General features: G+C 59.6%; 18 protein-coding genes, 1 tRNA gene and 1 pseudogene. 5 read left to right on the top strand and 15 right to left on the bottom strand.

The window, feature by feature from the left end; translation table 11 throughout:
• Positions 1-5: 5 nt before the first annotated feature.
• From lnt to QZ377_RS01420, 5 genes and pseudogenes are all read right to left on the bottom strand, one after another.
• A complete protein-coding gene (lnt, locus tag QZ377_RS01440; protein ID WP_291438867.1) occupies positions 6-1,664 on the bottom strand; it encodes an apolipoprotein N-acyltransferase in 1,659 nt (552 codons plus the stop codon).
• A 302-nt stretch (positions 1,665-1,966) separates the two neighbouring features.
• A pseudogene (locus QZ377_RS01435) lies at positions 1,967-2,791 on the bottom strand (hemolysin family protein); the annotation flags it as partial.
• 198 nt (positions 2,792-2,989) lie between these two features.
• A complete protein-coding gene (locus QZ377_RS01430) occupies positions 2,990-3,922 on the bottom strand; it encodes a hypothetical protein (RefSeq protein WP_291438866.1) in 933 nt (310 codons plus the stop codon).
• A gap of 120 nt (positions 3,923-4,042) precedes the next feature.
• Positions 4,043-6,031 (bottom strand): tRNA uridine-5-carboxymethylaminomethyl(34) synthesis enzyme MnmG, encoded by a 1,989-nt coding sequence (gene mnmG, locus QZ377_RS01425; RefSeq protein WP_291438865.1) that lies wholly within the window; start codon positions 6,029-6,031, stop codon positions 4,043-4,045.
• Positions 6,024-7,265 (bottom strand): M20 family metallo-hydrolase, encoded by a 1,242-nt coding sequence (locus QZ377_RS01420; RefSeq protein ID WP_291438864.1) that lies wholly within the window; start codon positions 7,263-7,265, stop codon positions 6,024-6,026. The genes mnmG and QZ377_RS01420 overlap by 8 nt, the downstream gene beginning before the upstream one ends.
• Before the next feature lie 425 nt (positions 7,266-7,690).
• Here QZ377_RS01420 and QZ377_RS01415 point away from each other — a divergent pair, with 425 nt between their 5' ends.
• The gene (locus tag QZ377_RS01415) at positions 7,691-7,834 is read left to right on the top strand and encodes a hypothetical protein (protein WP_291438862.1); all 144 of its coding nucleotides are present in this window, start codon (positions 7,691-7,693) and stop codon (positions 7,832-7,834) included.
• Between the two features lie 38 nt (positions 7,835-7,872).
• Here QZ377_RS01415 and QZ377_RS01410 read toward each other — a convergent pair whose 3' ends face one another.
• Positions 7,873-8,136, bottom strand: coding sequence for a PxxKW family cysteine-rich protein (locus QZ377_RS01410; protein WP_291438860.1), 264 nt, complete (start codon positions 8,134-8,136; stop codon positions 7,873-7,875).
• Positions 8,137-8,335: 199 nt separating this feature from the next.
• Positions 8,336-9,658 carry an amidohydrolase gene (locus QZ377_RS01405; protein WP_291438857.1) on the bottom strand — a complete coding sequence of 441 codons (1,323 nt, stop codon included), beginning with the start codon at positions 9,656-9,658 and terminating at the stop codon, positions 8,336-8,338.
• Between the two features lie 358 nt (positions 9,659-10,016).
• On the opposite strand from QZ377_RS01405, the gene yajC reads away from it, so the two are divergent.
• The 3 genes from yajC to secF all read left to right on the top strand — a co-directional run bounded on the left by yajC (position 10,017) and on the right by secF (position 13,323).
• A complete protein-coding gene (yajC, locus tag QZ377_RS01400; protein ID WP_291438856.1) occupies positions 10,017-10,352 on the top strand; it encodes a preprotein translocase subunit YajC in 336 nt (111 codons plus the stop codon).
• Between the two features lie 269 nt (positions 10,353-10,621).
• Positions 10,622-12,202 carry a protein translocase subunit SecD gene (gene secD / locus QZ377_RS01395; RefSeq protein WP_291438854.1) on the top strand — a complete coding sequence of 527 codons (1,581 nt, stop codon included), beginning with the start codon at positions 10,622-10,624 and terminating at the stop codon, positions 12,200-12,202.
• A gap of 17 nt (positions 12,203-12,219) precedes the next feature.
• Positions 12,220-13,323, top strand: coding sequence for a protein translocase subunit SecF (secF, locus tag QZ377_RS01390; RefSeq protein WP_291438852.1), 1,104 nt, complete (start codon positions 12,220-12,222; stop codon positions 13,321-13,323).
• A gap of 225 nt (positions 13,324-13,548) precedes the next feature.
• On the opposite strand, the gene QZ377_RS01385 is transcribed toward secF, so the two are convergent.
• From QZ377_RS01385 to QZ377_RS01350, 8 genes are all read right to left on the bottom strand, one after another.
• Positions 13,549-13,815: an RNA-binding protein gene (locus tag QZ377_RS01385; protein ID WP_291438850.1), complete on the bottom strand. Its 267-nt coding sequence runs from the start codon at positions 13,813-13,815 to the stop codon at positions 13,549-13,551.
• Between the two features lie 590 nt (positions 13,816-14,405).
• On the bottom strand, positions 14,406-15,251 hold the full coding sequence (gene arsM, locus QZ377_RS01380; protein ID WP_291438848.1) for an arsenite methyltransferase: 846 nt from the start codon (positions 15,249-15,251) through the stop codon (positions 14,406-14,408).
• A gap of 109 nt (positions 15,252-15,360) precedes the next feature.
• Complete coding sequence (locus tag QZ377_RS01375) at positions 15,361-15,717, bottom strand: helix-turn-helix domain-containing protein (protein WP_291438846.1); 357 nt, start codon at positions 15,715-15,717, stop codon at positions 15,361-15,363.
• Between the two features lie 100 nt (positions 15,718-15,817).
• The gene (locus QZ377_RS01370) at positions 15,818-16,375 is read right to left on the bottom strand and encodes a phosphatase PAP2 family protein (RefSeq protein ID WP_291438844.1); all 558 of its coding nucleotides are present in this window, start codon (positions 16,373-16,375) and stop codon (positions 15,818-15,820) included.
• A 282-nt stretch (positions 16,376-16,657) separates the two neighbouring features.
• Positions 16,658-16,733, bottom strand: a tRNA-Ile gene (locus QZ377_RS01365).
• 126 nt (positions 16,734-16,859) lie between these two features.
• Entirely contained in the window at positions 16,860-18,023 is a 1,164-nt protein-coding gene (locus QZ377_RS01360; protein ID WP_291438842.1) for a SufD family Fe-S cluster assembly protein, read from the bottom strand.
• Positions 18,020-18,814, bottom strand: a complete 795-nt coding sequence (locus QZ377_RS01355; protein WP_291438841.1) for an ABC transporter ATP-binding protein — start codon at positions 18,812-18,814, stop codon at positions 18,020-18,022. The genes QZ377_RS01360 and QZ377_RS01355 overlap by 4 nt, the downstream gene beginning before the upstream one ends.
• Positions 18,807-19,133, bottom strand: coding sequence for a hypothetical protein (locus tag QZ377_RS01350; RefSeq protein ID WP_291438839.1), 327 nt, complete (start codon positions 19,131-19,133; stop codon positions 18,807-18,809). The genes QZ377_RS01355 and QZ377_RS01350 overlap by 8 nt, the downstream gene beginning before the upstream one ends.
• 151 nt (positions 19,134-19,284) lie before the next feature.
• On the opposite strand from QZ377_RS01350, the gene rfaD reads away from it, so the two are divergent.
• Complete coding sequence (rfaD, locus tag QZ377_RS01345) at positions 19,285-20,256, top strand: ADP-glyceromanno-heptose 6-epimerase (RefSeq protein WP_291438837.1); 972 nt, start codon at positions 19,285-19,287, stop codon at positions 20,254-20,256.
• Positions 20,257-20,413 lie beyond the last annotated feature (157 nt).

The raw sequence follows: 20,413 nt of genomic DNA, 5'->3' as shown, positions 1-20,413 counted from the left end.
CTTTGTCAGACGCGGGCGCGGCGGCGAAGACAGCCGCCGGGACCCCATAAAACCAGGCCGGTCAGCAGTGCCGCGGCTGCGGGCAGGGGCCAGGGCCACAGGCGGTGGTACAGGCTCGGTCTGCTTTCAAGGGCGGCACGGCCCCAGATGGCCTGCTCCCTGAACTGTTCGCCGCGCATGACCAGGCGGCCCCGGCTGTCAATCACGACAGAAATGCCGGTATTGGTGCCACGCAGAATCCAGCGGTTTTGTTCAAGAGCGCGCAGAACCGTAAGGTAAAGATGCTGCCGCGCTGCGGGAGTTGCGCCGAACCAGCCGTCATTGCTGATATCCACCAGAATGTTGGCTCCGTCCTGTACGCGGGCCTGAGCCAGCCAGGGAAATATACCTTCATAGCAAATGAGCATGCCCAGGGCAAGATTGCCGTAGCGCAGGGGCGCGATGGCCGTGCCGGTTTCATACACCCCCACGCCTTGCAGCAGCGCTTCCAGAAAGCCCCAGTTGAGCCATTCCGGCAGGTATTCGCCAAAGGGAACCAGATGTTCCTTGTCATAATGGGCGACCGCCTCGCCGGCGGGCGGCGTGAGCAGAAAGGCGCGGTTAAAGACAGCCGGTTCTTTCTTGCCCGGCAGGCGCTCCACGCCGGGCGCGCCCACAAGCAGGGGGCAGCCCGTGATCGCAGGCAGTTGCCGTACCCGTGGCGAGTGCAACTGGTTGGTTTCGAAAAAGAAAGGCAGGGCCGTTTCCGGCCAGATGATCAGGGGCCTTTCTTCAGGTTTTTGCGCCAGTGCGTCGTAGGTAAGTTTCAGATACAGGTCAACGGTCTGCCGCTGGAAGGCGGGCAGCCACTTCTGGTTCTGGTCCACATTACCTTCGACAAACAGGGCCAGCACGCTTTGCGGGCCGCCGGGATCGCTGGTAAGCGGCTGGCGGTGCATGCGCAGCGCTCCGTAGCCGAGCAGCAGGACAGCCATGAGCAGGCCTGATACCAGGCATGCGGGCCGCCACGTTATGCGGCGGGTATGGGCCGTCTTGCCGCCTCCCGCTGTGTTTTCCCCCGCCGCGGGGGTGGAGCGCACCGGATGCGGCAGCAAGGCAAGCCCGCACCACAGCGCCGTGGTGGTCCACAACCCGGCAAGTGCATAGGACCCGATGGCGTCAGCTCCCTGAACCAGCAGGGGCCATGCCGCCAGAGCGCCCGAAAGTTCCAGCCAGGGAAAGCCCAGTACCAGTGCGTACACAGCTTCAAGCACGTACCACAACAGACCCAGCATCACGGCCCATAGCCAGGGCGCACGGTGGCGCAGCAGATGCGCCGCCATTGAGAAAAAGCCTCCGGCACTGGAAATGCAGGCCGCAATGAACAGAGCGCAGGGAACAGCCAGCAGCCAGGGCAGACCGCCCACATTGTGTACAGGCAGGCTGAGCCAGTAAAGGGCGGCTGTGCTGCCGGCCAGGCTTGTGAGCCAGCCGTAACGCATGGCCGCGCCGCGTGAACCGGCGTGCAGCCCCAACCAGGCCAGGGCCAGCGGCCACAGCAAAACCAGAGGCGGTATGCCTGCAAGGTCGTTGGGAAAGCCAAGCCACAGACCTATGGCCCCCGCAAGGGCCACAGGCAAGATGCGACCCATTGGCCGGGATGCAGCCGTGGAAAAACGGGTCATGCCCGTGGAGGCTCCGTAGGGCGGGGCGCATCTTCTCCTGTTTCGGCCGCCGGGGGCGGCGTGCTGCGCAGGATTTCTTCGGCGGCTTGCGCAGCGGCTTCGGGGGAGGCCGCTGCATCATCCACGCTCACGGTGGCAGCGGCGGTGGCGGCAGCGCCAAGGCTGCCCGGCAGCGTTTCATAGCGCGGGGCCACGGCATGATCGTCAGGTGTTTCGTCCTGTTCCGGGTTCTGTGCCGCGTCCGGCGCTGCATTTGACGCCGGAGCTTGTGCAGGCTCTTGTTCCCCGTTCTGCCGGTGGGCAGCGCTGTCGGCCGGTTCCATCCGCAGACGCACAATCAGTTTCCGGTCGGCTTCAAGCACGGTAAACGTCCAGCCGCGCAGGGTGAAACTTTCGCCGGGGCCGGGTACGTGGCCTGCTTCCATACTGAGGTAGCCGCCGATGGTGTCTACCTCGTCCGAGTCAATATCCACGCCCATATCTTCAAGGTCTTCAAGCAGCGCGCGGCCGGTGAGCTCGTAAGTATTGTCGCCTATGGGGCGGATGTCTTCTTCGCGCGGGGTATCGTGCTCGTCTTCAATGTCCCCCACGATTTCTTCCAGCACGTCCTCAATGGTAATGAGGCCCGATGTTCCGCCGTACTCGTCCAGGGCAATGGCTATGTGCTGCTTGCGCGCGCGGAATTCCTGAAGCAGGGTGCGGATGGATTTTGTTTCGGGTACAAAGAATGGCTCACGGATGAGGTCGGCCAGTGATGACACTTTGCCCTCGCCGTCAAGCATGCTGCGCAACAGGTCCTTGGCATGCAGGATGCCCACGATATTGTCGCGGGTTTCCTTGTAGACGGGAATGCGTGAGTGCCCGGAGCGGACAATGATGGCTGCCACCTCTGCCATGGGCATGTCATGAGGCACGCAGTCGATATCGGTGCGTGGAATCATGGTGTCCTGCACCTGGAGGTCGTTGAACCGCAAAATGCCGAGCAGCATGGATTCCTCATCGGGTTCCACTTCGCCATCGGCGCGCGCTTCAAGAATGGCTTTTTCCAGAGATTCCTGATCATCGTGCCCGAACAGTCTGCTCAGGCGCGACCAGATGGTACTATGACCTTCCGAACCACCGTCCAATGTAGTCTCCTTGGTTGGGAATGGGACCGGGCCGCACTATGCGGCCCGTGGGCCATGTTCGCCTCGCGGCATACCGCGCCTGCGGATGCTTTGGCGGTTGTGCCGCGTTTTGTCCGTGTCGGCAAATTTCGTCCCGGGCGCGGCCGTGCTTTGCAGCCCTGCAAAAATTTCCAAGGGCAGCCGCTCTGGGATCGACGGTTAAAGCAGCTTGCGCTGCTCCATATCCATATACATGACCCACTGGGTTATGGGCGACACCCCGCGTGCTTGCGGGCTGTGGAACCAGTGAATGTCGGACTTGCCCTGTTCCAGCACGGCCCAGTTGGTAAATTCTGTGCCAAGCACAAGGGCCGGATTGGATCCCTCGTGTACACGGGCGTGGAGCACATTGCAGGTGCACCAGAAAGTAACGATTTTTTCTTCCTTGCCCATGCCGTAAATTATAAGACAAAGTAACTGTGAACCTTTGTCCAGGTCAACCGGCTTGACATCCAGATCTTCCATGGGAAAGCGCAGGGCCATGCCTGTGGCCGAGATATTTTCCACCTGCACCGATTCTTTTTCCATGCCGCGACGATAGTGCAGAAGCGGGCGGTTTATCTCGGCCGTGGTGCGGGGCATGGGCCTGTTGGCATCCAGCTCCCACACGCCGATAACGCGTACTTTTTCTTTGGGCGGTTTGATGCGGATGAAAAGGCGTTTTTGCCCGGCATCAAGGTCTTCGGGAGAAGCCAGATGCAGCCGGGATTTTTCCCGACCGGCTTCAACGGACACGATGGTTGAGCGAAATTTGTAAAAGCTCGCGCCCTCGGGCAGGGTGGCCCGAAAATAGATTTCCACGGGCATGCCCGTCAGTTCCTGCGAAATAAAGCCCAGAACCTCCAGGCCAAGAACCGTGGGGGAAATGGTTTGCAGCAGGGCGGCAAGGCCTTTGTGGGTGGACGCCTTGTCCAGCACGTTGATATCAAAAATCTCGTTCTGTTCCTGCGCCGTTTCAAGCAGTTTTCGGATGATGGACTTGCGCCGGGCCTCTTGCCGCTGCTTCTGTACGCGCGCCTGAACGATGACGACGATCGTGCAGAAAATGATCAGCACCACGGCGAAGACCAGGAGAAGTTGTTTGCCTGTCATAAACTCACCGAATACGTTTCGCTGTGCCGTGAGGAGCCTTGCGGCCCCTCCGGTCCGGCCGGAGGAAGAATGATTTTTGGCTCGGGCCTGCTGTGTGTCTGTTGTGCCGCCCTGACGACATCAGAGCAGTCCCAGTTTGTGCAAGTGTATTTCCAGGCAGGCCACTGCCGCCGGGGTGACTCCTGAAATGCGCCCGGCCTGGCCAAGGCTCAGGGGCCTGACACGGTCGAGCTTTTCCGTCACTTCACGGGACAACCCTGCTACTGTGGCATAATCCAAATCCGGGGGCAAGGCTGTGGACTCAAGCTTTGCCGCGCGCGCGACCAGTTCGCGCTGACGGGTCAGATATCCCGCGTACTTGATCTCTGTCTGCACGCTTTCGCACACGCCTGTTCCGGCCAGCGCCATCTCGTGCTCAAGAAATTTCGCGGTGGCGGCCGTGTCTTCACAGGCGCAGGAGCGCAAAAGCGCCGCAAGGCCGTGCAGGTCCAGTTCGGGTCTGCGCAGGGCCTCGGCCAGTGTGCGCCCTACGGGCAGATCGGCGGCGGCCTTGCCTGTAGCGGCCGTACAGTGTGTCACGGTATTTTTTTCATGTTCAAGCGCGTCTGTTGCAGGCCCGTCCGCGAGGGAACCGCGCTTTACGGCAGGGATGCGCTTTTGCTCAAGGCCCGAACGCAGGCGGCTTGCGGCCTCCTGCTTGCGGCAGAATACAGCCCAGTGGCCATCACTGACCAGACCCAGCTCCCGTCCTCGGGGCGTCAGGCGCGTATCGGCATTGTCTTCGCGCAGCAGCAGGCGGTGTTCGGCGCGTGAGGTGAACATGCGGTAAGGCTCCTGGGTTCCCGAGGTTACCAGGTCGTCCACCAGAACAGCCATATAGGCTTCGTCGCGGCCCAGCAGAAAAGGCGGCATTTCACGCAGGCGGCACGAAATGTTCAGCGCCGCCCACAGGCCCTGGGCCGCCGCCTCTTCGTAGCCGGAAGTGCCGTTGATCTGCCCGGCCAGCCACAGGCCGGGAACAGCCTTGCTTTCAAGGGTGGGCATAAGCTGCACGGGATCGGAAAAATCATATTCAATGGCGTAGCCCGGGCGCAGCATGACGGCGTTTTCCAGGCCGGGGACAGCGTGGATCATGGCTATCTGCACATCCAGAGGCAGGCTGGTGGAAATGCCGTTGGCATAAACTTCGGCGCTGTCCAGGCCTTCGGGCTCAAGGAATATCTGGTGCCGTTCCCTGTCGGGAAAGCGGGCGATCTTGTCTTCAATGGAGGGGCAGTAGCGCGCGCCCGTTCCCTTGATGACGCCAGTGAACATGGGCGAGCGGTCAAAGCCGCTGCGGATGCATTCGTGCGCCTGCTCATTGGTCCAGGTCACATGGCACGAAACCTGGGGCAAGACCGGGCCGGGACCGTGAAAACTGAATGCCGGGGCCGGATCATCGCCTTTTTGCTCTTCCAGCACGGCATAATTGATGGACGACTTCAGCAGGCGCGGGGTTGTGCCTGTCTTGAGGCGGCCCAGCTCAAAACCCAGGGCGCGCAGGCTGTCGGAAAGGCCCAGCGCGGGCGCATCGCCAAGGCGGCCGCCGGGAATGCTGGTCAGCCCCATATGGATGCGGCCGTCAAGGAATGTTCCCGTGGTCAGCAGCACATGGCGGGCGGAAAATTCAAGGCCCTGTGCCGTGCGCACACCTGTGGCGCGGCTGTCGCCCGCAGTGATTTCGATGACCGAATCCTGCCAGATGCGCAGCCCGGGGGTGGAATAGAGCGTCTGCTGCACCACGCGCTGATAGACAAGGCGGTCCATCTGCGCGCGGGTGGCCCGCACCGCGGGGCCTTTGCTCATGTTCAGCATGCGAAACTGTATGCCCGCCGCATCGGCCCACAGGCCCATCATGCCGCCCAGGGCGTCGATTTCGCGCGCCATATGGCCCTTGGCAAGGCCGCCGATGGCGGGATTGCAGGAAAGGTAGCCCAGGCGGTCAAGGTTGCCGCTGATGAGCAGTACGCTGTGTCCCAGGCGGGCAAGGGCCACGGCGGCTTCGCAGCCGGCATGGCCGCCTCCGGCCACGATGCAGTCAAATACGCTTGTGTTGTATGAATCAGACATGGGCGGAATTCATGAGTATGTGGGTGAATACCTGGGCATCTTTAATGGCGGCGGTGATGGAAGCTCGCTCGTTGGGCTGGTGGCAGGTGTTTTCAACGCAGCTCCATACGGCGGCGGCAAGACCACGCTGGCGCAGTTGCGCGGCCACGGTAGCCCCGCCAATGCCCACGGCTCTGCCTTCAACGCCATATACTTCGCCCACAGCAGCCTTGAGGGCCGTCACAACCGGGCTGTTTTCATCCACGCCCGAGGCGGCCTGCCGCTGCACCACGCTGACTTCTATGCGCACGCCGTGGCGTTCTTCCACTTCGTCCGCCAGCGCGCGCGTCCTGTCCAGCACCGCCTGCGGGTCCACCTGCGGTAAAAGGCGGCAGTCCACATAGAAGACGTCATCGCCCGGCACGGTATTGATGTTGGGCACATTGGCCTCATGCTTGCCAGGTACAAAGGTGGAAGTGGGGGGATTGAAAAGCGGGTCGGCAGCAGCAAAGGCGGCGTTCAGGCCGTGATGGCAGGCGAGAGCCATATCCGCCCCGGCCAGAAACGCGTTGCGCCCCTTGTGCGGGGTTGAGGCATGGCATTGCACGCCGATGGTGCGGACCTTGAGCCAGAGCTGCCCCTTTTCGGCCACCTCGATGACGTCGCCCCGTCGTGAGCCGGCGTCAGGCACAATATACAGGTCGTCTTTGCTGAAAAGTCCGGGCTTGGCTGTGAGGACGTGTTCCAGGCCGTACGCGCTGCCCGTTTCTTCATCGGCCATAAAAACAAGGCCAAGGCTCAGTTCCGGCGTGATGTGACGCTGTTGCAGTTCTTCGGTCAGCAGCAGCATGCTTGTTATGGCCTGCTGGTTGTCCTCCACTCCACGGCCATAAAGCATGTCGCCCTCGCGCCGTACCTGCCACGGGTCGGATTGCCAGGCAGAAAGATCGCCGGGGGGGACAACGTCCATGTGGCCGAAGAGCCAGAGCGTACGTTTTGTTTTGCCGGGGATGCGGGCAACAAGATTGGGCCGCGTACCTGAAGGAACGCGTACGTCCGGGGCGTCCACATGCAGAAGGTCCTTTATGCCGCAGGCCTTGAGCCATGCGGTAATAATGGCGGCCTTGGCCTGCTCGCCGTCACCGCCGTTATCCGGCCCCAGAGCCGGACAGGCTGTAAGCGCGCTTTGCAGCGTCACCACACGGTCTTCGCGTTCGGCAAGACCGTGTAAAAGGGCATCCATATCCTTATGCATATTTTCCTCTTGCCCAGTTTCGCACTGAATCCGTGCAGCCGCAATGTTTTTTCATGCTGTCGTGGCCGTCCGACGGCGGTTGCGGCCAGACCTTCTGTTTGCCTGTGCGGATTCCGTAAAAACGGCTGTGATGCGAACCGCAGTGTCTGCAATCGCGATGCGGGCTTTGTCCCTTGTGGCGTGGGCGACCTCAGCGGGCCGCGCGGCGGCACAGAAAAGAAAAACCAAGAGGCTGCTTGCGCAGCCCCTTGGGGAAGCATGGCCCGGATGCGGCAGCCGCACGGCTGAAGAAACGGAAAAACGGCCTGTGCCGCGCGGGTTGACCCGCAACGGAACAAAAGCCGAAAATCCGACGTCTTTTACATCCAGCTAGAGCAGCGCAGCCTTGCGAATCTGTATTCCCAAAGGTTGCTTCGGCGTCCACTATGGCGTTCAGCCGCGCGGCCAAACCGCGCGTAGCCCTGGTGGTCAGTCTGCCCACAAGTCGCCAGAGCAATTTTAACGTAAAAACTGCTCTGTGCAGAGGAACGAAAAAGTCCGCATCTGTCTCGCAACAAGAGCTTGTGTAAAGCCCCTGCGGAGCATTCGCCCGACTCGCGTGGGTGCTCTAGCGGCCCTTGGCGGCGCGTTTGGACGCCTTAAGGGGGTTGACCTTGGAGCCGGAAGCGGACTGGGCCTTCATATGAGTGGCGAAGTTGCAGCGGCCGCCGACCCACTTTTTAGCGGGAACGGGGTAGCTGGAGCAGAACTGCTCCTCTTCAAATTCGCGCACGCGTTCACAGCCGGCACACTGTTCCACCACCGGGGCAAGAACAAAGCCGTTGAGTACCACACCTTCGTCGGTCTTGGTGGCGTTTTCCAGAGCGGTCATAGCAAAACCTCCATGCGCCGAAGCGCCGTATTGCGAAATAGCGGCGGCACAGGGCCGCCGGTTCGGAATGGAGAAATATAGCCGAACGCAAGCCGCTGTCAAGAGGTGCGAGGCGAGAATTTCCCGGCAGCGGCGGCCAGGGCGGATATGCCCATGCCCCCTGGCCGGAACTGCTACCCTGCCGCCCCGCGCTGGCGGGTCAGGCCAAACCGGCATGGCGGCGTACAAAGTCGCGAATGGAGGTCATTTCGCGGCACAGGGCGTCATAGTCAAAACGGGTAAATTTTCCATCCTCATAAACAATTTCTCCGGCAACCATAGTCATGCGTGTTTCCATGCCGGTGGCAGCGTAAACAAGGTGTGAGACGGCATGGTACAGGGGCTGCATGTTGGGAGCCGCAAGGTCCAGGGCCACGCAGTCCGCAGCCTTGCCCACGGCCAGGCTGCCCAGGCGGCTGTCATGCATGGCGGCCGCTCCGCCAAGGGTGGCCATATCCAGCACGGTCTGGGCGGGCAGAAGGGTGGGATCCATTCCGGTAAGCTTATGCAGCAGGGCGGCGCGACCCATTTCAGTAAACATGTTGAGCCGGTTATTGCTGGCGGCCCCGTCTGTTCCCATGGCCACGGCCATGCCCCGTTCAAGCATGGCGGGTACAGGGCATGCGCCGGAGGCAAGCTTCATGTTTGAGGAAACATTATGGGCCGCCACCGTGCCGCTTTGGGCCAGAAAGTCCAGTTCGTCCGGGGTGACGTCCACCACATGGGCCAGCGTGCAGGGGCCACCCAGCAGATCAAGGCTGCGGCAGTAAGCCACGGGCCTTTTGCCGTGCGCATGCAGGCATAGCTGTGTTTCTTCGGTTGTTTCGGCCAGATGCATGTGAAGCGGCAAGGCCAGTTCGCGGGCAAGGTCGCGGCAGGCAGCGAGTATTTCCGGCGTGGTGGTGTAAACGCTGTGCGGGTTGACGGCTATTCCCAGCCTGGGATGCTCCGCGTATTTTTGCGCCAGGGCGCGGGTTTCCTCAAGGGCAGCCTCCGGGCCGGAAAAGGCGGCGGAAGGAAAGGCGAAGATCACCTCGCCCCCAAGGCAGCGCAGCCCGGCCTGATCCGCGGCGGCCATGGCCTCTTTTTCAAAAATATACATATCCACGCAGGCCGTTGTGCCGGTGCGCAGCATTTCCGCATACCCCATAAGGCTGCCCAGGCGCACAATTTCGGGCGTGAGCTTTTGCTCTACCGGAAAGATGCGCTTGTTGAGCCAGTCCATAAGGGGCATGTCGTCGGCCATGCCGCGCAGAAAGGTCATGGCAGAATGCGTATGGGCATTGACAAGACCCGGCAACAGCAGGCACCGGCCGAAATCGGCCTCGTGGCGCGGCTGCCAGCGGGCGGTCATCTCATGCCGCGGGCCAAGGTCGACCACAATGCCGTCTGTAACGGCCATGCTGGCGTTTTCAAGAATGCGGCGTTCTTTATCCTGGGTGACAATAAGGGCGGTGTGAACAAGTGTCTGGCAGGGGCGCATGGCAACTCCTGTGCGGCGTTTGCGAAAAAATATCCTGTAGCCCCGTCAGCCGCGGGATGCAAGTTCCTGTGTGGACATGTTGTGTTATCCCGGGCTCGGCATATGCCGGAACGGCGCTGCACGCGGTGCTTTTGGCATTGTATGGCGCGCGCCTGGCCCATGCGAAAAAAACATCTTGCGGCTGCGGGGCGTTTTACCGCGCCGGACGCGGCGGAAAGACTTGCAAGATTGAACGCCAGCGTATATAGAAATGCGCTGGTATTGTGCGCAAACCGGCACAAGGACGGCTTTGGGGGCCGCCTCCGGTGTGCGTGAAGTTCTCTGGCATATGACTCAGCCACACCTTTGGAGGTGCGTTTTGTTTGAATCCGTAGCCTACGCCATGGGTACGCCCCAGGCCGGCGGCGCTCCCGCCGGCGGCGCCGACATGCTGATGCAGTTTCTTCCCCTCATCGTGATGTTCGTCATCTTCTGGTTTCTGCTTATCCGTCCGCAGCAGAAGAGGGCCAAAGCTCACAAGCTCATGCTTTCCGAACTGAAGCGGGGCGATCACGTTCTCACTTCGAGCGGGCTTATCGGGCGCATCCTTGAAATTGACGACGAGCAGGTGCTGCTTGAATGCGGCGAAGCCAAGCTGCGCGTTACGCGCGGCGCCATTGGCGGCTTGATGCCCGGCAGGGGCGACAGCAAGTAGCAGCCCAGGTTTTTTGGCATGTCCGGCCCGTGAGCTGGCCTTATACGGGCCGGCTCAGGGGCTTTTGCCCTTGAACCGGCATGCCTGAACCAGTTTTTTACCGGGAAGCGGCATCGGCCCTTCCTTTCTGACTGAACGCGGTCGCCGTGTTCCGTGTACCATTCCGCCGCTGTGGGCGTCCGCCCTGCCCACGGCCTGCAAGGCTCCGGGCGTGCAGTGCCCCCCTCAGGGCATGCTGTGCTTTAAATCTGTTGTCTGGAAGGTGAACGATGGGTCTGCGCTGGCGCCTGATCTTGGCTTCGTTGGTATTTCTTGTTTCTCTTGTGTACGCGCTGCCGAGCGTGCCCGTTATCGGGCCTGCCCTGGAGCGCGTTTTGCCGTCCAGCAAGATCAATCTCGGTCTTGACCTTAAGGGGGGCATACACCTGACTTTGGGCGTGGACGTGGCCAAGGCCGTGAGCAACTCCCTGGCTCTGGCCGGGCAGGACCTGCGCCGTATGGCCCAGGATGAAAAAATCATTGTGCTGCGCCCCCGCCTTGTGGGTGGCACAACCCTTGAATTCATTCTGCCCCGCGCTGAGAACGAGAGCAAGCTGCGCGAGATTCTGGCCCGTCATTTTCCCCAGTTGAATGTGGCGCAGCCCCAGACGGGCGAAGGCGGCCAGTTGCGCTATGTGGCCCACTTCACCCCGGGCGAGGTGAAGAGGCTTGAAGACATGGCCCTTGACCAGGCGTTGCGCACCATCCGCAACCGTATTGACCAGTTCGGCGTGGCCGAGCCCGACATACGCAAGCAGGCCGGTAACCGCATTCAGGTGCAGTTGCCCGGCATTTCCGACCCGCGCCGCGCTGTGCAGATTATCGGCCAGACGGCCCACCTGGAATTTCATCTGGTTCGCGAGGATGTGGACCCCGGCAAGGCCGTGTTGCCTCCCGGGGTTATCGTTCTGCCCATGCTTGAGAAAAATCCCGGGCAGCAGGCGGCCGAAGGCCGTATTGCCCTTGAAAAGGACGCCATGCTCACCGGCGAGGACGTGGCCGATGCCCGCCCCGCCTTTGACAACATGAACCAGTCGTATGTGACCATGAGCTTCAACGCCCGCGGCGCGCGCATTTTTGAGCGCGTCACCGGTGAAAGCGTGGGGCGCCGCATGGCCATTGTGCTGGACGGCAAGGTGTATTCCGCCCCTGTCATCCGTGAGCGTATCGGCGGGGGCAAGGCCAGCATCTCGGGCAACTTCACCACCGCCGAGGCCCAGGACCTGGCCATTGTGCTGCGGGCCGGTTCGCTGCCTGCGCCTGTTTCAGTGCTTGAAGAACGCAGCGTCGGCCCCTCCCTTGGGCAGGAAGCCATTGACAGCGGCATCAGCGCGGCCCTGGTGGGCGCAGCAGCCGTGATCATTTTTATTGGCTTCTATTACGGCGTCAGCGGTCTTATAGCCGACCTCATGCTGTGCTTCACCATGCTTATCGTTATGGCCGGCATGGGCGCGTTCGGCGCGACCCTGACCCTGCCGGGCATTGCGGGCATTGTGCTGACCATCGGCATGGCGGTGGACGCCAACGTGCTCATCTACGAACGAATACGCGAAGAGCTGCGGCTGGGGCTAACGCCGCTGGCGGCAGTGCGCGCGGGTTTTGACCGGGCCATGGTCTCCATTACGGACGCCAACCTGACCTCCATTATTGTTACGGTCATCCTGTACCAGTTCGGCACAGGCCCCATCCGAGGCTTTGCGGTAACCCTGGGGCTGGGCATTGTTGCCTCCATGTTTACGGCCATCTTCGTTTCGCGGGCCATTTTTGAAGAATGGGCGCGCCATTGCGGTCCCAAGGGCCTGAGCATATAGCGCGCCGGGAGGCTGTCATGAGTTTTACCTTTATCAAGCACGACACCAATATCGACTTCATTGGCAAGCGCTACTGGGTGTACGGCATTTCCGTGGCCCTTATTCTTATAGGCATCGTTTCGGCCATCTGGGGCAACGGCCTCAAGATGGGCATCGACTTTGCGGGTGGTGTTATCGTCCAGGTGCAGTTTCAGGAGCCCGTTGCCGACGAGGCCCTGAAAAAGGGCCTGGATATTCCGGCACTGCCCGGCATCAGTACCCAGCGCTTTGGCGAGGGGGGGCGGGACTACCTGCTGCGCTTCAGCAGTGCGGAAAACGCCGATGCAACGCAGCTACGCACCTCGGTCGTGGATGCGCTGGCAGCGACTTTTCCCGGCAATGCCGCCGAAATCGTGCGTCTTGAAATTGTCGGCCCCAAGGTGGGCGCAGATCTGACAAACAAAGCCCTGAGCGCGCTTTATTACGCCATTCTGCTGATTGCGGTCTATATTTCCGGCCGGTTCGAACAGCGCTGGATGGCGGGTGCAATCATGGCCGGAGCCTTGTGGGGCGGCATCTATCTGGCGGGGCTTACCGGGCTGGGCATGGGCTGGCTTGTGCTGGTGGCCCTGTGCATAACCGTGCTTGTCTGCTTTGTGCTGCGGCTCAACTTTGCCCTGGGGGCAGTGGTAGGGCTGATACATGACGTGGCCATCACCGTGGGACTATTGTCTTTGCTGGATGTGGAGATTGACCTTAACGTCATGGCGGCCCTGATGACCCTGGTGGGTTTTTCACTCAACGACACCATCATCATCTATGACCGCCTGCGCGAAAACCTGCGCGCCACACCGGATCTGGATATGGCCCATCTTATCAACAAGAGCGTCAACCAGACGCTTTCACGCACCATCCTGACCAGTGGCACGACCTTTTTGTCCACCCTTGCGCTTTACCTGCTTGGCGGCGGCGTCATTCATGACTTTGCGCTGACCATGCTCATTGGCGTGGTGGTGGGTACGGCTTCGTCCATCTATGTGTCTTCCGCCATGTTGCTGGCTCTGGGCGATACGGATTTTTACGTGAACCTGGTGCAGAAGAAAGACAGATACGAGCGGCCGGGAGAGCACGGCGTGGTGTAGCCGTTGCCATACAGTGCAGTCGTATAATATCAGGCCCCCGCATCATTGATGCGGGGGCCTTTTGCATAAACATATTTCAACGGGGGCAGGGAAAAGAACGCGATACGTTTTGCGCATCCTGAAAACATCCGGAATGGATCCACGCTGGAAAGCAGTGCACAATAAAAAAGGCCGCAATCGCTTGCGGCCTTTACTATCAGGCAGACGTCCTGCCCTGCTGCCGGACTACCAGCGGCGGGGGGCGGGACGGCGTTCTTCGGCCTTGTTGACGCGAAGCGCGCGGCCGCCAAAGTCCGTGCCGTTGAGGGCGGAGATGGCGTTCTGGGCTTCGTCGTCTTCCATTTCCACAAAGCCGAAGCCGCGGGCGCGGCCGGTTTCGCGGTCAGAGATCAGTTTGACGGAGATAGGATCACCGTGAGCGGAGAAAAGGTCACGCACAGTGTCTTCGGTAGCGGACCAGGGCAGATTGCCGACATAGATGGAAGTAGCCATTTAGAGACTCCGTATTGTGTTCTGGGTGCAGACTTTCCGCTTGAAGCCTTACACCCGTGTAAAGTCTCTGGCAAAAAAAATACTGAACCCAATAAGTGGACAGACTCTACGAAGGGTATTTGAGCATGTCAAGTGAAACACGTAGGAAAACGGGCGAAAGCATAAGGATAATACCTTGTGATAGCAAAAAAATGGCACAGTCTGCTTTATTGCATCCCCGTATCCGATCGCTTTATGGTGGGCAGGCGATGCCCATAGTTCTCTTTGCTCGGGCATGGCAGTGGGCAGTGCAGCATACTGTGGTTATATCCTAGTTTATTACTATGAAAAAAGGCGCAGGCAAAGAGTGCCTGCGGTGTTATCTCGCCCGTCGCGGCAGCGGCGGGGCATTGGCTGTGTGCAGTGGGGTAATATACAGTATAGTTGCGTAGCGGGACGCGCAAGAACATGTGAAAAATAAAAGGCCGTCAGCGCAAAATACCTTGGTAGCCGCACGGCCCGGGCAGCATGGCTGTTCGGGCAGGAGCATGCCAGGCTCTCATGACTCTATTGGTGTACGCCTGCCGCCGGTGCAGGCGGGAATCTGAAGGTTAGGGTTTGACGGCTTCAATGGAAAGGCTCACCACATAGTCCGCCAGGTCTTCTCCCTTGGGGAGGTTGGCGGCGATTTCGGCGTAAAGGGGGTCGTTCCAGTCCTGCATGCTTTGCACATAGCTTGGTCTGGGCGTCAGTGTCGCCCCGGAAAAACCGGTTTTTTCCAGCAGGGCCGCGCTTGTATCCACCAGTGCCGCCCCGGCAACGCAGCCAACCAGCGCGGACGCCATGTGGCGGATATTGTCGGGCAGCGGCTTGAGCAACGCCAGATCAGAAACAGCCACCTTGCCGCCCGGCTTCAGTACGCGAAAAATTTCTCGCCAGACCTGCTCTTTGTCCGGCGAAAGATTGATGACACAGTTGGATAAAACCACGTCCACGCTATTGTCTGCCACCGGTAGATGTTCGATTTCTCCCAGCCGGAATTCCACGTTGTCCAGCCCGGTGACTTGCCGGTATGACACGATGTTTTTTCGGGCTTTGGCGAGCATCTCTGGGGTCATGTCCACGCCGATGGCCCGGCCGGAAGCTTTTACGCGCTCCCCGGCTTGGAAAACGTCAAAACCGCCGCCACTGCCCAGGTCAAGAACGGTTTGCCCTTCCCGCAGAGCTGCCAGGGCTACAGGGTTACCGCACGAAAGTCCCATATTGGCCCCCTCGGGGAGGCGGGCAAGGGTTTTTGCATCATAGCCGAGCGATTCTGCCAGCCGGGCGGGATCGGCCTGTCCGCTTCGACGGCCGGAACAGCAGGAGCGCTGCGTTCCGGAGGCGATGGCCGCATAGCCAGAACGGACGGTTTCTGTAATGCTTTGCCTGTTTGTTTCTTTGTTTGCAGGCTTCATGCCGCACCTCTGACATTTCAATTATTCAATTACTATTGTATTGTTTGTATGAAAAATACACTTCCAGATACAAACGGCGTTTCCACCACGCGGCCGTCAGCGCAAAATCCTAGTCGTTCCAGCCCGGGAGCACGGCAGGCGAAACAGCGCTTTGCGCCCGGTAGCGCCGGCATTGTTCCGGCTGGTTTGCGCAGCACTCTGAAGTCAGGTAGGCGATAGTGTCGAGCATGAGGGGAATATTGGCCCGGTAGCGCAAAAAACGCCCCTCTTTTTCCACGCTGATCAGGCCGGAATGCAGCAGCCCTTTGAGGTGAAAGGAGAGGTTGGTTCCCGGCACGTGCAGGGTTTTTGCAATTTCTCCGGCCACAAGCCCATCGGGCGCGGATTTGACGAGAAGTCTGAACAGGTCCAGACGAACTTCTGACGAGAGGGCTTCAAAAATGCTGCTGGCTTGTGGTGTTTCCATGGATTGATATTTCAACTTATATTGAAATGTGTCAATGTTTTTTTATCAGCGCGGCTTTTTAATGGGGCGAGCATGTTGCAAGGCTGTCTTTTGCGATATCTCAGCGAAGCCGCCGCCCTGACCGGAATGCCTGCCGTGGGCGCACAATCATGCCTGCCACGACGGCAGCCATGAACGCCGTCACAAAAGCGCCCGCCATATCCAGCGGGTAATGCACGCCTGCAAAGATTCTTGCCCAGGCGGTCATGAGCCCCAGCAGTATGATTGCCAGAGAAAAAAGACGTGTACCCTGCTGTAAAAGCAGCGGTAGGGCCAGTGAAAACACAAACGTGGCGTGAAAACTGGGAAAAGAAGATGTCGGCGCATGTTCGATAAGCATGCGTCCAAGGCCCATGACAAAAGGCCGGGGGTTGTAATGAAACTTGCGGATGCAATACGCTGTACCCATGGCCAGTGCCATTGTCAGCAGCAGGCGGCCTGCAAGCACGCCGCGCGTTTTTTGCGTGAACAGGGCTATGAGCGCAAGAACAACGGCAATGCCTATGGGCCATTCCGCCAGGATGCGCGCGGCCCATAGGCAGAAAGGCGATGCCGCGTCCCCGGCGTTGAGGGCCAGAAAAAGCTGATGATTTAAGGATTCCATAAGGGTGTTGTGCATATTTTGTTGCGGGTTGGATCCGGGCGTGGCGGGTTTGAACCGAGCAGATTGCACCGCCAAGGTATATGAACGCCCCACGGCGAGACCGTTTGCCAGGGGAAGTACCCGACCTGTAGAGCAGCCTTGTGACAGCCTGGAAGGGCGAAGGCCGTTGGCGGCATTTCAGGCAGAAAGCGCAGCCGGGTTTTGAGCGGGCATTGCTGCGCGTGCCGCAGCAGCCCGAAGTTCCTGCAAAGGCAAAGCCCGTCAAGGGGGTAGCTTGACGGGCTTTACTGATCTTCTTGGTGGGCCCACCAGGATTCGAACCTGGGACAGGCCGGTTATGAGCCGGAGGCTCTACCAACTGAGCTATAGGCCCCAAGGAGGAGGACTATAGCCGCAAGTTGTTTGGTGGTCAAGCCAGAGATGCCCGTACAGGCATTTTCGACCGCTGTTTTTGCATGACGGCACATGCGGCCCGGAAACCGCTTGCGCCGCAGTGGTCTTACATGGCGTTGCCGGTTTCCAGCAATGCGATCTGTTCATCCATGGCTTTTTGCAACTGGTCGGGCAGACCCATAATATCCACATTAAGAAAGCCGCGCACAATGGTGGATGCGGCTTCATCTTCATCAAGGCCGCGGGCCATGAGGTATTCTATTTCTTCCTGGGCTATTTTGCCCACGGCAGCCTCGTGCGAGAGTTCCACGCCGTCCTGGTTGCTGTCCAGCTCAGGAATGGCGTGTATGCGCCCGCCGCCAAGGATAAGGCCCTTGCATTCCAGATGCCCCCTGGCGGGAGCGGCGGATGCGCCTATGAAGCCGCGGTTGATTACGGTTCCGCCTGTGGTGAGGGTGCGCGAAACTATTTCACCGCGCGTATCGGGCGCATTGAGTTCAATGCGGTTGCCGCAGTCCACATGGGAGCCTTCGGGCGTGACAATGACGGAATTGAAGCGCGCAACGGCGCCGTTGCCCTGAAGTTTCATGGTCGGGTACATCTGCAGGTCAGCCACGGGCTTGAGCAGAATGTAGTTGTTCTGAAACTCTCCCCCGGCTTCCACAATACCCGCAGAGCGGGGGCGAACCGTGGTGCTTGTTCCCCAGTTATGGATCATTGTAAAGGTGAGCTTGCCGCCTTTTTCCACATAATATTCGGTAATGCCCAGATGGGCCGTGTCATTGGCATCGTGAGCCGTGGCGCAGCCGCCCAGAATGTGCAGCTCAGCCCCTTCTTCCACCACCACAATATTGTGGATGCTCTGGCCCGCGCCGTGGCCCTTGATGAACATGCATGACTGCACGGGCTGGGTGATTTTGGCTCCCTTGCGGGCGCGCACAAAATAGCCGCCGTTGCAATGCTCGCGCGTGAGGCGGGTGAATTCGTCTTTTTCGGGATCAAGCAGTTTCCAGTAATACTGGGGCAGGCCGTCAAATTTTTTAAGGGCCTCGCGGATGTCCATGAGGTCAAGGCCTTCATGGCTTGTATGGCAGTGAACCCCCGCATGGTTGAGCTGCATGAATGCGCCGCTCACCGCGTGATCGTTCACGTCAATACCCGCGTGTACAAGGCGCTCCTTGTCCGCAGCGGGCAGGCTGGCGAGATTTTCTATGGGGGCGGCGCTTTCGCTGCCGCTGAAGCTGTACCGGGAAAGATTGACTGTGCTCATTTGAGGGGGGCCTCCGCAATTTTGCCAAACATGTCGCCGGCCAGGCAGCGCAGGCATTCCTGATAACCGTGATTGGCGATATGGTCGAGAATTTCGCGCGGCCCGGCCTCACAGCAGAGTTTGCCGTTATACATGACCTGACCCCGGTGGGCGTTGACGTATTCAAGAATATGCCCGGTATGGGTGATGATAAGGCCGCTGGTGGAGCGCGCTTTTTCGCGTTGGCGCAGGGTGGCGCAACATCGGTCGGGCAGGCCGTCCAGCAGGCTGCGCACGGTTTTGCCCACAAGCGTCATGTTTTCAAGGTCCACGCCGGATTCCGGCTCGTCAAAAAGCAGAAGGTCGGGCTGCTGGGCCATGAGTTGCAGCAGTTCTGAACGTTTTATCTCACCGCCGGAAAACCCCGCGTTGACATCGCGGTTCAAAAACTGGTCAAAGTGCACCCTGCGGGCCATGTCTTCCACATCCATCGGGCGCCCGCGCCCGCACAGCTCCACCAGCTTGCCCGTGGGCAGGCCGTGGATGGTGGGCGGCCGCTGAAAAGACATGCCTATGCCGAGACGCGCCCGCTCATACATGGGCGCATGGGTGATATCGTTGCCCTTGAAGATGATCTGCCCCTGGGTGACGGTATATCCCGAAACACCCATAAGGGTCATGAGCAGGGTTGTTTTGCCGGAACCGTTGGGACCGAAGAGTATGAATGTTTCGCCGGGCTTGACGTGCAGATCAATACCTTTAAGCACGGGAGTGCCTTTGACCTCCACATGCAGGTTACGGATTTCAAGCATTATTGTCTCCGGTTTCACCAAGATATTCCATCACATCGTAATGTACATGGTCCAGAATATGGGTCAGCCTGGAGACGCACTCGTCCCCCACGGCTCTGCCCAGAAGGTCAACGATAAAGGCCGCTCTTTTGGCATTGACCAGGGCATCATATCCCTGATCCGCACTGTAGGGTATGGCGCTGATGCTTTCGCTGAAGTCTTGCAGCATTTCCGGGTCAAGGTTCTTGATGGGCTGGGCTTCGTCATCGATATAGGCGATGCCATCGCGCAGTTCAAGCATGACCGGTTTGCCGTGCATGTAGGCGATGCACACTTTCATGGTAGTCCCCTTGGTTTTACAGATGCCGCATAGTGGCAAACTTGGCTGCCCGTGTCCAGAGGCAGGGCGCGCGAACAGGATAAATACATGGCGGCTCTTGCGGTTGCGGCCGGCACTGGCTACCATGCGCAAAGATGTAATGGAGGTGTCCATGTACGTGATTACCGGTGGCGCGGGCTTTTTGGGCAGCGCTCTTTTATGGCAGCTTAACTGCATGAACATTGACGATGTCATAATTGTGGACAACCTGGCACGGAGCGACAAATGGCGTAATCTCGTCAAACGGCGCTACGTGGACTATATGCACAGGGACCAGTTTTACGATTTCGTGCAGCGCGATGCCCTGCCCTGGAAAATCAGCGGCGTGGTACACCTTGGGGCCTGTTCGTCCACCACGGAAAAGGATGCGGACTTTCTGATGGAAAACAACTTCCATTACAGCCGCGACCTGTGCCGTTACGCGCTGGACAAGGGCGTTCGTTTTATCAATGCCAGTTCCGCCGCAACCTATGGCGACGGTTCGTTGGGTTTCAGCGATGACGAGCAGCTTGTGCCGCGACTGCGGCCTCTGAACATGTACGGCTACTCCAAGCAGCTTTTTGATCTCTGGCTGCTGCGCGAGGGCTTGCAGGCCGAAGTAGCCAGCCTGAAATTTTTTAATGTTTATGGTCCCAACGAATATCACAAGGGCGACATGCAGAGCGTGGCGGCCAAGGCCCACCGGCAGATACGCGAAAAAGAGCGCCTGCGGCTCTTCAGGTCCGACCGCCCGGATGTGGCGGACGGGGAGCAGAAGCGTGATTTTGTTTACGTCAAGGACTGCACGGCCCTGATGGCCTGGCTGCTGGAGCGCGACGATGTCTGTGGCATCCACAACGTGGGTACAGGAACCGCGCGCAGCTTCAACGATCTGGCACAAGCCGTGTTTGCGGCCCTGAACCGGCCCTGCCACATAGAATATGTGGATATGCCCGACAGCCTGCGGGGGCGCTACCAGCACTATACACAGGCAGATATGGCATGGCTCGGGCAAGTGGATTGTCCGCTTGCCTTTACGCCGCTTGAAGAGGGCGTGGCCGATTATGTGAATGGGTATCTGGAAAAAGAAGATCCCTATCTGTAGGGCCGTGATCGTCAGGTGCGGATTTTTTCGGGCTGCGGGCTGTCAGCATCAGTGCTTTGCGGCCAGGAGCGCGCTACCGGCCCAGCCGATAAAGAATGCCCTTGCCGGGAGCCGGCCTTTCTGTAAAGAGCGTGCGCTGCATGCGCTGAGATGTTTC

This window comes from Desulfovibrio sp. (assembly GCF_019424165.1).
Taxonomy (GTDB): domain Bacteria; phylum Desulfobacterota; class Desulfovibrionia; order Desulfovibrionales; family Desulfovibrionaceae; genus Desulfovibrio.
This window is presented reverse-complemented; position numbering and strand designations above follow the sequence as displayed.